Here is a 13,310-nt window from a genome sequence, read left to right as displayed (position 1 = left end):
GGGGGGGGGCGTACAGCCAACAACGCGGTGGCTTGAAAGGCGCAGGGGAAAACAGCCAACGCTGTAGATAAAGACTCAGCACAGAACAGATGTCCAACCGTTGCGGTGAAAAAGCGGACGGGATCACAGTTGCCCCCTCCCGGCCGGAGGGGGCGAACGGGTTATTGCCAGCCGTAGCGGCGCACGAACCAGCCTTTCACGCACTGGGTCAGCACCATGTAACCGGCGAGGATCAGCACCAGCCACGGGAAGTAGCCGAGCGGCAGCGCCTGCAGCTGCAGGAAGCCGGCCAACGGCGAGAACACCAGGCCGATGCCGGTGGCGATCACCGCCAGCGTCATGATGCACAGCGGCCAGGACGGGCGGCTCTGGATAAACGGAATTTTGCGCGTGCGGATCATGTGCACGATCAGCGTCTGCGACAGCAGCCCTTCCACGAACCAGCCGGACTGGAACAGCGTCTGCATTTCCGGCGTGTTGGCCTTGAATACCCACCACATCAGGCAGAAGGTCAGCACGTCGAAGATCGAGCTGATCGGCCCGAAGAACACCATAAACCGCCCCAGATCGGCGGAGTTCCAGCGCTGCGGCTGAGTGATTTGATCGTCGTCGACGTTATCGAACGGGATGGCGATCTGCGAGATGTCGTACATCAGGTTCTGAATCAGCAGGTGCAGCGGCAGCATCGGCAGAAACGGCAGGAAGGCGCTGGCAATCAGCACGCTGAACACGTTACCGAAGTTGGAGCTGGCGGTCATCTTGATGTATTTCAGCATGTTGGCGAAGGTGCGGCGCCCTTCGATCACCCCCTGCTCCAGCACCATCAGGCTTTTTTCCAGCAGGATGATGTCCGCCGCTTCCTTGGCGATGTCCACCGCCGAGTCGACGGAGATGCCGATGTCGGCCGCGCGCAGCGCCGGCGCGTCATTGATGCCGTCGCCCATAAAGCCCACCACGTGCCCCTGGCGGCGCAGCAGTTTGACGATGCGCTCTTTGTGCAGCGGCGTCAGCTTGGCGAACACCGTGGTGCGCGCCGCCGCCTGCGCCAGCTGCTCGTCGTCCATCTGCTCGATCTCGCTGCCGCGCAGCAGGTGATCGGCCTCGAGCCCGACGTCACGGCACACTTTGGCGGCCACCAGCTCGTTGTCGCCGGTGAGGATCTTCACCGTGACGCCGTTCTGTTTCAGCGCCGCCAGCGCCGGTGCGGTGCTTTCCTTCGGCGGATCGAGGAAGGCGACGTAGCCTTCGAGGATCAGATCCGACTCGTCCGCCACGCCGTATTCATGGGTTTGCGCCGGCAGGATCTTGTTGGCCACTGCTACCACCCGCAGCCCCTGCTGGTTGAGATCGTCGGTGATGCGGCGGATCCTCGCCAGCAGCGCCTCGCTCAGCGGGATCACCTCGTCTTCGTGGCGCACGTGGCTGCAAATCGCCAGCATCTCTTCCAGCGCGCCCTTGCACACCAGCTCGTGATACTCGTTGTCTTTGGCCACCACCACCGACATGCGGCGGCGCACGAAGTCGAACGGGATCTCATCCACCTTGCGGTAGTTTTGCAGCGCCTCCGGCTGCCGGTTCTGCTCCGCGCAGCTCAGCACCGCCACGTCGAGCAGGTTTTTCAGCCCGGTCTGGTAGAAGCTGTTCAGCCAGGCGTAGCGCAGCACCCGCTCGCTGCCGGCGCCGAACGCATCGGTATGGCGCTCCAGCACGATCTTGTCCTGGGTCAGGGTGCCGGTCTTGTCGGTGCACAGAATATCCATGGCGCCGAAGTTCTGGATGGCGTCCAGCCGTTTGACGATCACCTTCTGGCGCGACAGTTTCACCGCCCCTTTGGCCAGCGTCGAGGTGACGATCATCGGCAGCATCTCCGGCGTCAGCCCGACCGCCACCGACAGCGCGAACAGCGCCGCCTCCCACCAGTCGCCCTTGGTGTAGCCGTTGATCAGCAACACGATCGGCGTCATCACCAGCATAAAGCGGATCAGCAGCCAACTGACCTTGCTGATGCCGCTCTGGAAGGCGTTCGGCTGCTCATCCTGGCTGGTGACGCGCTGCGCCAACTGGCCGAAGTAGGTGCCGCCGCCGGTGCCGATCACCATCGCCAGCGCGGTGCCGCTGACCACGTTGGTGCCCATGAAGCACAGGTTCCGGCAGTCGAGCGGATCGGCCGCCAGCGCCTGCGGCGCCGCGGATTTTTCCACCGGCAGCGATTCGCCGGTCAGCGCCGCCTGGCTGATGAACAGATCCTTGGCCGACAGCACGCGCAGATCCGCCGGGATCATGTCGCCGGCCGCCAGCTTGATGATATCGCCCGGCACCAGCTGCGCGATCGGCAGCTCCACGTGTTCGCTCTTGCCGGTGAGCGCGTCGCTGCGGATCACCGTGGCGGTGTTGCTCACCATCGCCTTCAGCGCATCGGCCGCCCGGTTGGAGCGCGCCTCCTGGATGAAGTTCAGCAACGTGGAGATCAGCACCATCAGCGCGATCACCAAGGCGCCGGTGAGATCCTCGGTAGCGTAAGAGATCATGCCGAGCGCGGTCAGCAGCAGGTTGAACGGGTTGCGGTAGCAGTGCCACAGGTGCTGCCACCAGGCCTCTTTCTGCTGATCGTCGATGACGTTCTCGCCGCAGCGCTGGCGCACCTGCTCCGCCTCATGGGCGGTAATGCCTTCCGGGTGGCTGTGGAAACGCTCAAACAGCTGCATCGTCTCTGCGGCGGCGCATGCCAGCCGCTGCTGAGCCAGGCCGGCCGGCATATCGCGCGCAGCGCCGCCGACGCTGTCCAGCAGGCTGTCGCGGCGCACCAAACGGCGCGGGAGGCCGCGGGCGAACAGGCCCAGCAGCTGACGGGGGAGTTTTTTCAGTTTCATGGTTCGCACCTCGTCGCCCGGTGCCTCACGGCAGCGGGTAAACGGGGATCGTCATCGGCCGGGCGGATGGCGGGTGCGCCAAAAAGCCTCTGCCAACGCAGATCCTTATTCTTTTTTTCAGCAGCAGGAGCGAACGACGAAGCGCGCGCTACCGGTTACCGTGATGTACTTCACCGGTAAAACAGCAGCGCCAGGCGGAGAGGTTTTACCGGAGAACCGAGTGAGTGTCTAAAGCAGTCGGGTCGGGGTCCATATGGGGAATAACCTCCGGTAAAGGGAAAAACAGAGCGGCAGGAGCGGCCGTTCAGCGCAGTGCAACAATCCCGTTTTGCATCAAGATCCCCGTAGGAAAATGAGCTATGCTGACGGGCATTGTTTTACAGGCCATTATGTTACGCCTGTCCACTTCAACGAAAAGTAAACCATGCAAAACCGGCTGACCATCAAGGACATCGCACGCCTGAGCGGCGTAGGCAAATCCACCGTCTCACGCGTGTTGAACAATGAAGGCAGCGTGAGCCCGCAAACCCGTGAACGGGTGGAAGCGGTGATCCGTCAGCAAGGGTTTACCCCCTCCAAGTCGGCGCGCGCCATGCGCGGCCAGAGCGACAAAGTGGTGGGCATCATCGTTTCCCGTCTCGATTCGCCGTCGGAAAACCAGGCGGTGCGCACCATGCTGCCGTTGCTGTACCAGCAGGGCTTCGATCCGATCGTGATGGAGAGCCAGTTCGAAACTCGTCTGGTGCAGGAGCATCTGCACGTACTGCATCAGCGCAACGTCGACGGCGTGATCCTGTTCGGCTTCACCGGCCTGACCGCGGCGATGCTCAAGCCGTGGCAGGAAAAAATGGTGGTGATGGTGCGCGAATATGACGGCTTCTCGTCCGTCTGCTATGACGACGCCGGCGCGGTGAACCTGTTGATGGATCGCCTGTATCAACAAGGGCATCGGCATATCGGCTATCTGGGGGTGCAGCTCAGCGACGCCACCACCGGCCAGCGCCGCTATCAGGCCTATCTCGACGCCTGTGAACGCCTCACGCTCACGCCGCGCGCCACGCTGGGCGAGCTGAGCTACCAGAGCGGTTTCCAGCACGCCGCCGAAGTGATCGATGCGCATACCAGCGCGCTGATCTGCGCCTCCGACAGCATCGCCCTGGGGGCGATCAAGTACCTGCAGCAGCAGCCGGCGCGCGCCATTCAAGTGTGCGCCATCGGCAACACCCCGCTGCTCAGCTTCCTGTTCCCCGACACCCTGTCGGTGGAGTTCGGCTACGGCAGCGCCGGCCTGCTGGCGGCGCAGCAGCTGCTGGCGCAGCTCAGCGGCGAACAGGGGATCCGCCGCCTGGTGGTGCCCAGCAAACTTTCCTGACGACCTGCTTAGAAGTTGACCATTTTTTGTCATTTTGTGATCCTCGCCCCAAACCGGGAACGTTCCCATTTCATTCAAAAAGCCGAGTGGCTAAGCTTTGATCATTACTCAGTCAACACCTCTGCAGGTATCCCATAATGAGCAAAGTAAAACAGCAGGATATTGATCGCCTGATTGTTTTGGTCGGCGGCCGCGAGAACATCGCCACCGTCAGCCATTGCATTACCCGGCTGCGTTTCGTCCTCAACGATCCCAACAAGGCGAAACCGAAAGAGATCGAAGCGCTGCCGATGGTCAAAGGGTGCTTCACCAACGCCGGGCAGTTCCAGGTGGTGATCGGCACCGACGTCGGCGACTACTATCAGGCCCTGATCGCCAGCACCGGCGTCAACGAGGCCGACAAGGAACAGGCCAAGGTGGCCGCGCGCCAGAACATGACCTGGTCTGAGCGCACCATCTCCCACTTCGCCGAAATCTTCTTCCCGCTGCTGCCGGCGCTGATCAGCGGCGGTCTGATCCTCGGCTTCCGCAACGTGATCGGCGACATCCCGATGTCCGGCGGCCAAACGCTGGCGCAGATGCACCCGGCGTGGAAAACCGTTTACGACTTCCTGTGGCTGCTCGGTGAAGCGATCTTCATGTTCCTGCCGGTGGCCATCTGCTGGTCGACGGTGAAAAAGATGGGCGGCACGCCGGTGCTCGGCATCGTGCTGGGCGTCACCCTGGTGTCGCCGCAGCTGATGAACTCCTACCTGCTCGGCCAGCAAACGCCGGAAGTGTGGAACTTCGGCTGGTTCGTGATCCAGAAAGTGGGTTATCAGGCGCAGGTGATCCCGTCGATCCTGGCGGGCATGGCGCTGGGCTGGATCGAAACCCGGCTGAAAAAGATCGTCCCCGACTATCTCTATCTGGTGGTGGTGCCGGTGGTTTCGCTGCTGCTGGCGGTGTTCCTGGCGCACGCGCTGATCGGGCCGTTCGGCCGCATGATCGGCGACGGCGTCGCCTGGGCGGTGAAAGCGGTGATGACCGGCAGCTTCGCGCCGGTGGGCGCCGCGCTGTTCGGCTTCCTGTATGCGCCGCTGGTGATCACCGGCGTGCACCAGACCACGCTGGCCATCGACATGCAGATGATCCAGAGCATGGGCGGCACCCCGGTGTGGCCGCTGATTGCGCTGTCCAACATCGCGCAGGCCTCGGCAGTGCTCGGCATCATCATCATCAGCCGGAAGGCCAACGAGCGTGAAATCTCGGTGCCGGCGGCGATCTCCGCCTACCTCGGCGTGACCGAACCGGCGATGTACGGCATCAACCTCAAATACCGCTTCCCGATGCTGTGCGCGATGATCGGCTCCGCGATCGCGGGCCTTATCTGCGGCCTGGACGGCGTGATGGCCAACGGCATCGGCGTCGGCGGCCTGCCGGGCATCCTGTCTATCAAACCGCAGTTCTGGCTGATTTACTCGCTGGCGATTCTGGTGGCGATCGTCATCCCGCTGGTGCTGACCATCATGGTCTACAAACGCAAGGCCGCCCGCGGCGAGCTGCCGGTTTAATTGACGCAAGATGAATGTAGGGGCCTGCTCGCGCGGGCCCGTTGTCACGATTCAAAGGTATTGAACTATGAGCAACCCAACCCCCTGGTGGCAGAACGGCGTCATCTACCAAATTTATCCGAAGAGTTTTCAGGACAGCACCGGCAACGGCTACGGCGATTTGGCCGGCGTGACCCGGCGGCTGGACTATCTGCAGGAGCTGGGCGTCGACGCCATCTGGCTGACGCCGGTCTACGTATCGCCGCAGGTGGACAACGGCTATGACGTGGCGGACTACTGCGCCATCGATCCGGCTTACGGCACGATGGCGGACTTCGAGCAGCTGGTCGCCGCCGCCCACCAGCGCGGCATCCGCATCGTGATGGACATGGTGTTCAACCACACCTCGACCGAGCATCCGTGGTTCAAGGCCGCGCAGGATCGCCACAGCCCGTATCGTCAGTTCTACGTCTGGCGCGACGGCGAAGGCGATACGCCGCCGAACAACTGGCGCTCCAAGTTCGGCGGCAACGCCTGGCAGTGGCACGCCGACAGCGGCCAGTACTACCTGCACCTGTTCGCCGCCGAGCAGGCGGATCTCAACTGGGAACACCCGCCGGTGCGCGAAGAGTTGAAGAAAGTGTGTCAGTTCTGGGCGGACAAAGGCGTCGACGGCCTGCGCCTCGACGTGATCAACCTGGTGTCCAAGCAGCAGGACTTCCCGTCCGACAGCCAGGGCGACGGCCGCCGCTTCTACACCGACGGCCCGCGCATTCACGAGTTCCTGCAGGAGATGAGCCGCGAAGTGTTTCAGCCGCGCGGCCTGATGACGGTGGGCGAGATGTCCTCCACCACGCTCGAGCATTGCCAGCGTTATGCGGCGCAGAGCGGCGAAGAGCTGTCGATGACCTTCAACTTCCACCACCTGAAGGTGGACTACGCCGGCGGCGAAAAATGGACGCGGGCGGCGCCGGATTACGTGGAGCTGAAGCAGATCTTCCGCCACTGGCAGCAAGGGATGCATAACCGCGCCTGGAACGCGCTGTTCTGGTGCAACCACGATCAGCCGCGCATCGTGTCGCGCTTCGGCGATGAAGGCGTACTGCGGGCGCCGGCCGCCAAAATGCTGGCGATGGTGCTGCACGGCATGCAGGGCACGCCTTATATCTATCAAGGCGAAGAGATCGGGATGACCAACCCCGGCTTCCGCGCCATTGAACAGTATCGCGATGTGGAAAGCCTGAACATGTACGCTGAACTGCGCGCTCAGGGCCGCAGCGATGCCGAACTGCTGGCAATCCTGGCCGACAAATCGCGCGACAACGGCCGCACGCCGATGCAGTGGAGCGCCGCGCCGCACGCCGGTTTCACCACCGGCACGCCGTGGATCGGCTGCGCCGAGAACTACCCGCAGATCAACGCCGAGGCGGCGCTGGCCGATCTCGACTCGGTGTTTTACGCCTACCGCCAGCTGATCACCCTGCGCAAGCAGTATCCGCTGCTGACCCACGGCGACTATCAGGATCTGGCGCCGGAACACCCGGCGCTGTGGTGCTATCAGCGCAGCTGGAACGGCCAGCGCCTGCTGGTCGCGGCCAACCTGAGCCGCGAACCGTTGGCCTGGGCGGCGGAAGGCGTGGAAGCCTCCGCGCAGTGGCGCCCGCTGATGAGCAACTACAGCGACTCAGCGGATCAGCCGCAGGCGCTGACGCTGCGGCCGTTCGAAGCGGTGTGGTGGCTACTCGAAGACTAACCCCGCAGGGCGCGGCGAGCGCTGCGCCCTACCATTTCCCCAGCAGCGCCACCACGCCGGCGGCCTCTTGCGCCAGGCGTTCATCGCTCATGTCGAACACGCCCTGCACCAGATGCGGCGGCAGGTAATCCATGCCGGTCAGGTTGGCCATGGCGTGGAACGGCAGCAGCAGATCCTGCACCGGATAACGGTTGTACCCTTCCGCCGTATAAGCCTGCGCGTTACCGCCGGTGCTCACCACCAGCTGCAACGGCTTGCCGTGCAGTTTAGTGCCCTCGCTGCCGTAGGCGAAACCGTAGGTTAATACCGCATCCTGCCATTCGCTGAGGATCGCCGGCGAGCTGTACCAGTAAAACGGGAACAGCATCACTACCGCATCGTGGCTCTGCAGCAGCGCCTGTTCGCGCGCCACGTCGATGCGGTAATCCGGGTACGCGCGGATCAGCTCATGTACGGTAACGTTAGGCAGCGGGCGTACGGCCTCGATCAGCGCCTTATTAATGCGCGACTCGTCGGGGGTGCGGTGGGCGGTTAACACTAAAATGCGTGACATAATGATTCCTCGGTCATAAGAAGATGAGGGCATTTTTCCATTTCCGCCGCTTCGGGTGTAGGCTGTTAGAGGTCACTTCAATTTCAACCGAAAGTATCAACCACGATGTCGCTGCCCTTTGACGTGCATCGCCTGTTGCCGGCCTTCCTCGCCGCCGCGCAGGCGCAAAATTTCTCCGCCGCCGCCCGCCAGCTGGGCGTGACGCCGGCGGCGGTCAGCAAAAACATCCGCGCGCTGGAAGAGAAGCTGGCGCTGCGGCTGTTTCAGCGCAACACCCACAACGTACTGCTGACTGACGAGGGCAAAGCGCTGCTGGCGCAGGTGGCGCCGCTGTGGCAGGCGTTGGCGGCGACGCTGGAAAGCGCCGGCGGTGAACGCCAGGCGCCGGCCGGGGTGGTGCGCGTCACGATGATCCCCGGCTTCGGCCGCCAAATGCTGATGCCGTTGATCCCGCAATTTCTGGCGCGCTACCCGCAGATCGATCTCGATCTGTCGCTGGACGCCCGGGTGGTGAATCTGGTGGGCGAAGGTTTCGACGTCGGCATCGGCAGCCGGGTCGATCCCGACAGTCGGCTGGTGGCCCGCCCACTCTACCCGATGCATATGGTGCTGGCGGCGTCGCCCGACTATCTGGCGCGGCGCGGTGAACCGCAAACGCCGCACGATCTGCTGCGGCACGACTGCCTGCTGCACCGTAACCCGGGCAACGGCCGCCACGTCAAATGGCAGTTGCGCCATAAAGGCGAAACGCTGGCGCTGGATCTGAACGGCCGCCTGGTGGTCAGCCGCCCGGAGATGTTGCTGGATGCAGCGCTGGCCGGGCTGGGCATCGTCAACCTAGCGCACTGGTACGTCGAGAAACACTTCGAGCAGGGCACGCTGCGGCCGGTGCTGGCGGAATGCTGGCCGCGCCCGGTGCAGCTGTGGCTCTATTACGCTTCGGCGGATCTGCCGCCGCGGGTGCGCGTTTGGGTCGATTTTCTGCTGGAACATTTTCGCGATCGGCCAACCGGCGATTGACGTCTGTTCAGCTTGCGCACGCTCTTCCGTTTTCCTTGTTCTACATCAAAAGAATCGCGTCAATATCTATATATAGTGCATTAAGAATTATGAATACCTATATATAGTAGTTATCCACAAAATCATCCACACGCCGCCACAGCCCTTGCGCGCTGCGGCTTTGCCCTGTGGATAAGCGAAATTTGACGGTTGCTCGCCACGCCAGGCGGGTATCAACGCTCCCTCGGGGAACAAGGAGTACAACGTGAAACCAGTAGTGATTAAGCGGGACGGTTGCCAGGTACCTTTTGACGAAGCGCGCATCGCGCAGGCCATCGAGCGCGCCGCGCTGGCGGTGGGCGTGGTCGACGCCGACTACTGCGCCACCGTCGCCCGCGTGGTCGCTCAGCGCATGGAGCAGCAGCCGCGCGTCGATATCCACGAGATCCAGCAGGCGGTGGAAAACCAGCTGATGGCCGGCGAATACAAACAGCTGGCGCGCGCCTATATCGAATACCGCCACGATCGCGACGTGGCGCGCGAGCTGCGCGGCCGCCTGAACCAGGAAATTCGCGGCCTGGTCGAGCAGAGCAACCGCGCGCTGCTGAACGAGAACGCCAATAAAGACAGCAAGGTGATCCCCACCCAGCGCGACCTGCTGGCGGGCATCGTCGCCAAACACTACGCCAAACAGCACATCCTGCCGCGCGACGTGGTGCTGGCCCATGAACGCGGCGAAATTCACTACCACGATCTCGACTACTCGCCGTTCTTCCCGATGTTCAACTGCATGCTGATCGATCTGAAAGGCATGCTGACCAACGGCTTCAAGATGGGCAACGCCGAGATTGAGCCGCCGAAGTCGATCTCCACCGCCACCGCCGTGACCGCGCAGATCATCGCCCAGGTCGCCAGCCATATTTATGGTGGCACCACCATCAACCGCATCGATGAAATTCTGGCGCCGTTCGTCGACGAGAGCTTCCGCAAACACCTGCAGGTGGCGGAGGAATGGCAGATCCCGGACGCCAAAGGCTATGCCATGGCGCGCACCGAGAAAGAGTGTTACGACGCCTTCCAGTCGCTGGAGTACGAGGTCAACACCCTGCACACCGCCAACGGCCAGACGCCGTTCGTCACCTTCGGCTTCGGCCTTGGCACCAGCTGGGAATCGCGCCTGATCCAGCGCTCGATCCTGAAAAACCGCATCGCCGGGCTGGGCAAAAACCGCAAGACCGCCGTGTTCCCCAAACTGGTGTTCGCCATCCGCGACGGCCTCAACCACCAGTACGGCGATCCGAACTACGACATCAAGCAACTGGCGCTGGAGTGCGCCAGCAAGCGCATGTACCCGGACATCCTCAACTACGATCAGGTGGTGAAGGTCACCGGCTCGTTCAAAACGCCGATGGGCTGCCGCAGCTTCCTCGGCACCTACGAGCAGGACGGCGAGCTGGTGCACGACGGCCGCAACAACATCGGCGTCATCAGCCTCAACCTGCCGCGCATCGCGCTGGAGGCGATGGGCGACGAGTCGCGCTTCTGGGCGCTGCTGGATCAGCGCCTACAGCTGGCGAAAAAGGCCCTGATGACGCGCATCGCCCGGCTGGAAGGCATCAAGGCGCGGGTGGCGCCAATCTTGTACATGGAAGGCGCCTGCGGCGTGCGGCTCAAGGCCGACGACAATATCGCCGATATCTTCAAGAACGGCCGCGCTTCAATTTCGCTGGGCTATATCGGCCTGCACGAGACCATCAACGCGCTGTTCGGCGGCGAAAACCACGTGTATGACGACGAGGCGCTGCGCGCCAAAGCGGTGGCGATCGTCGCGCGGCTGCGCGCCGCCGTCGACGCCTGGAAAGACGAGACCGGCTACGGCTTCAGCCTCTACAGCACGCCGAGCGAAAACCTGTGCGATCGCTTCTGCCGGCTGGACACCGCCGATTTCGGCGTGGTGCCGGGCGTCACCGATAAGGGCTATTACACCAACAGCTTCCACCTTGACGTGGAGAAGAAGGTCAATCCGTACGACAAGCTGGACTTCGAAGCGCCCTACCCGCCGTTGGCCAGCGGCGGCTTCATCTGCTATGGCGAGTACCCGAACCTGCAGCACAACCTGAAAGCGCTGGAAGACGTCTGGGACTACAGCTACACCCGGGTGCCTTACTACGGCACCAACACGCCGATCGACGAGTGCTACGAATGCGGCTTCACCGGTGAATTCTCCTGCACCAGCAAAGGCTTCACCTGCCCGAAATGCGGCAACCACGACTCGGCCAAGGTCTCGGTCACCCGCCGGGTGTGCGGCTATCTCGGCAGCCCCGATGCCCGGCCGTTCAACGCCGGCAAGCAGGAAGAAGTGAAACGCCGGGTGAAACACCTCGGCAACGGGCAGCTCGGCTGAGAAACGCCGCGCAGCCTAGGCAGAAGCCTGTTCATCAGGCGTGATTGTCGCAGCCGGTTTGCCTTCGGCCAGCGCGCACCAACCGGAGCGTACATGCAGTACGTGAGGATTGGCAGCACTGCCCGGAGGCAAAATGGCCAGTAAAATAGCCTGATGGGCAGGCCTCACATGAATTATCACCAGTACTACCCGATTGACGTCGTCAACGGCCCCGGCACCCGCTGCACGCTGTTTGTCGCCGGCTGCGTGCACCAGTGCCCCGGCTGCTACAACAAAAGCACCTGGCGGCTCAACTCCGGCCAGCCGTTTACCCCGGAGTTGGAAGACCGCATCATCGCCGATCTGAACGATACGCGCGTGCCGCGCCAGGGGCTGTCGCTCTCCGGCGGCGATCCGCTGCACCCGGCCAACGTGCCGAGCATCTTAATGCTGGTGAAACGGGTACGCGCCGAGTGCCCCGGCAAGGATATCTGGCTGTGGACCGGCTACCGGCTGGCGGAGCTGGACACGCAGCAAATGCAGGTGGTGGACAGGATCAACGTGCTGATCGACGGCAAGTTCGTGCAGGATTTGAAAGACCCGGCGCTGATCTGGCGCGGCAGCAGCAACCAGGTGGTGCATAGGTTGCGTTGAGTTGAGCTGCAAGAGCTACGTTATGGAGTTAATCTGATGGGCTGCTTTGTGCCAATAGCAGACATGAATGAATCGATTGCAGCAGAATCTCCTCCTGATCAAGACGTCTCAAATTCTTGGGGTTATAGTGTGTGGTGCTCAACGAATCGTTGCGCGGGACATTTGATATGCAGCCCATTTTAGCTGCAGCAAACAAAGGCAGCGTATCAAATACAGGTGAAATCAGGCATTATGCAATGGAGACAAGATGATAGATGAGAGCGCGAAAGCGATAGTCGAAAAGCTCGCTGTTCCGGTTTATGAAGATGCTCTGAGCCCTTTTGCTAAAGAATTATCAAAGGGATTAGTCTCTATTGCCAGAATGGTAAATTCGGGAGTTTTCCTGGTAGAAGACAGTGTTCATGCGGTGACAAGCGTCTTGCGGATGACTGCTGAGAATCTGGCATTATTACCGCCCAAGCAAATTTCATTCGATCGGCCAAGGGTTGCTCTTCAGGCTCTGAATGAGGCAAAATTTGCAATAAATGAAGATGAAATACAGCGTCTTTTTTCAAATCTAATATCGGCAAGCTTGGACAAGAAAACTTCGAGGATTGCTCATCCAGCGTACATCGAAATAATCAAGCAACTCCAACCGGATGAAGCCAAGATCCTTCGGTTTATGTTTAATAAAGAAAACCATAGAAAAGGTCATGCACCAACGATTGATATAGTCCAACAAGATTCGGAGGATAGTAACTTAACGATCACATCAACTACACCGGAAGTAAATCTAATTTGTGAAGATGCTGGTTGCGATAACCCCGAAAACTCAGTTATGTATTTCTTCAACTTAAAACGGTTGGGCCTGCTAACTCCAACATCAGGAACTTCTTTCCCAAAGGAAGAGCATGAAAGAATTTTCTCATCAGAGAAAGTAAAAGAAATATGTAGTGTAAATTCGCATCTAGATAGGGTTTCTTATAAAAGCGGGCAATATAGTTTTACAGGCTTTGGCCGAGGCTTTGTCGATTCGTGTGTCGGCAGACATAGCATTTAAAAAGTCAATAAGCGGATCCGGTTATTGAGGCTTTAACGTCCGCTCTTCGCTCAAAGCCGACCAACAGCGACCTTAGACACTGTAAGTCCAGCTGTGAGCTAGCACAGCTCAACATCATCCTCGATAACGTTCCCGGATCTTCGCCTTGAATATAG

The 13,310-nt window shown here is 61.1% G+C and carries 9 protein-coding genes; 7 read left to right on the top strand and 2 right to left on the bottom strand.

Annotated features, from left to right (window positions below):
* Positions 1–161: 161 nt before the first annotated feature.
* Complete coding sequence (gene mgtA / locus ADK28_RS16255) at positions 162–2,870, bottom strand: magnesium-translocating P-type ATPase (protein ID WP_048796097.1); 2,709 nt, start codon at positions 2,868–2,870, stop codon at positions 162–164.
* 424 nt (positions 2,871–3,294) lie between these two features.
* Here mgtA and treR point away from each other — a divergent pair, with 424 nt between their 5' ends.
* The 3 genes from treR (at position 3,295) to treC (ending at position 7,527) form a co-directional block, all read left to right on the top strand.
* Positions 3,295–4,242: a trehalose operon repressor TreR gene (treR, locus tag ADK28_RS16250; protein WP_016929286.1), complete on the top strand. Its 948-nt coding sequence runs from the start codon at positions 3,295–3,297 to the stop codon at positions 4,240–4,242.
* 137 nt (positions 4,243–4,379) lie between these two features.
* The gene (treB, locus tag ADK28_RS16245) at positions 4,380–5,795 is read left to right on the top strand and encodes a PTS trehalose transporter subunit IIBC (RefSeq protein WP_033638875.1); all 1,416 of its coding nucleotides are present in this window, start codon (positions 4,380–4,382) and stop codon (positions 5,793–5,795) included.
* Positions 5,796–5,862: 67 nt separating this feature from the next.
* Entirely contained in the window at positions 5,863–7,527 is a 1,665-nt protein-coding gene (gene treC, locus ADK28_RS16240) for an alpha,alpha-phosphotrehalase (protein WP_048796096.1), read from the top strand.
* Positions 7,528–7,555: 28 nt separating this feature from the next.
* Here the strand turns inward: treC and ADK28_RS16235 are convergent, their stop codons facing one another.
* Complete coding sequence (locus tag ADK28_RS16235; protein ID WP_048796095.1) at positions 7,556–8,080, bottom strand: NAD(P)H-dependent oxidoreductase; 525 nt, start codon at positions 8,078–8,080, stop codon at positions 7,556–7,558.
* A 105-nt stretch (positions 8,081–8,185) separates the two neighbouring features.
* On the opposite strand from ADK28_RS16235, the gene ADK28_RS16230 reads away from it, so the two are divergent.
* The 4 genes from ADK28_RS16230 to ADK28_RS16215 all read left to right on the top strand — a co-directional run bounded on the left by ADK28_RS16230 (position 8,186) and on the right by ADK28_RS16215 (position 13,155).
* Positions 8,186–9,100 carry a LysR family transcriptional regulator gene (locus ADK28_RS16230; protein ID WP_048796094.1) on the top strand — a complete coding sequence of 305 codons (915 nt, stop codon included), beginning with the start codon at positions 8,186–8,188 and terminating at the stop codon, positions 9,098–9,100.
* A gap of 244 nt (positions 9,101–9,344) precedes the next feature.
* Positions 9,345–11,483 carry an anaerobic ribonucleoside-triphosphate reductase gene (gene nrdD / locus ADK28_RS16225; protein ID WP_048325891.1) on the top strand — a complete coding sequence of 713 codons (2,139 nt, stop codon included), beginning with the start codon at positions 9,345–9,347 and terminating at the stop codon, positions 11,481–11,483.
* 168 nt (positions 11,484–11,651) lie between these two features.
* Positions 11,652–12,116 (top strand): anaerobic ribonucleoside-triphosphate reductase-activating protein, encoded by a 465-nt coding sequence (gene nrdG, locus ADK28_RS16220; RefSeq protein ID WP_048796093.1) that lies wholly within the window; start codon positions 11,652–11,654, stop codon positions 12,114–12,116.
* A 247-nt stretch (positions 12,117–12,363) separates the two neighbouring features.
* Positions 12,364–13,155 (top strand): DUF4393 domain-containing protein, encoded by a 792-nt coding sequence (locus ADK28_RS16215; RefSeq protein ID WP_048796092.1) that lies wholly within the window; start codon positions 12,364–12,366, stop codon positions 13,153–13,155.
* The last annotated feature ends 155 nt before the right edge of the window (positions 13,156–13,310 follow it).

It is taken from the genome of Serratia sp. 506_PEND (genome assembly GCF_001076875.1).
GTDB lineage: Bacteria > Pseudomonadota > Gammaproteobacteria > Enterobacterales > Enterobacteriaceae > Serratia > Serratia marcescens.
The sequence above is the reverse complement of the archived record's forward strand: the minus strand, read 5'-3'. Positions and strand labels throughout refer to the sequence as shown.

Excerpts from the sequence above, each read along its gene's own strand:
- treB (WP_033638875.1), top strand. The coding sequence starts at position 4,380 with ATGAGCAAAGTAAAACAGCAGGATATTGATCGCCTGATTGTTTTGGTC.
- ADK28_RS16230 (WP_048796094.1), top strand. The coding sequence starts at position 8,186 with ATGTCGCTGCCCTTTGACGTGCATCGCCTGTTGCCGGCCTTCCTCGCC.
- ADK28_RS16215 (WP_048796092.1), top strand. The coding sequence starts at position 12,364 with ATGATAGATGAGAGCGCGAAAGCGATAGTCGAAAAGCTCGCTGTTCCG.
- mgtA (WP_048796097.1), bottom strand. The coding sequence starts at position 2,870 with ATGAAACTGAAAAAACTCCCCCGTCAGCTGCTGGGCCTGTTCGCCCGC.
- ADK28_RS16235 (WP_048796095.1), bottom strand. The coding sequence starts at position 8,080 with ATGTCACGCATTTTAGTGTTAACCGCCCACCGCACCCCCGACGAGTCG.
- treR (WP_016929286.1), top strand. The coding sequence starts at position 3,295 with ATGCAAAACCGGCTGACCATCAAGGACATCGCACGCCTGAGCGGCGTA.
- treC (WP_048796096.1), top strand. The coding sequence starts at position 5,863 with ATGAGCAACCCAACCCCCTGGTGGCAGAACGGCGTCATCTACCAAATT.
- nrdG (WP_048796093.1), top strand. The coding sequence starts at position 11,652 with ATGAATTATCACCAGTACTACCCGATTGACGTCGTCAACGGCCCCGGC.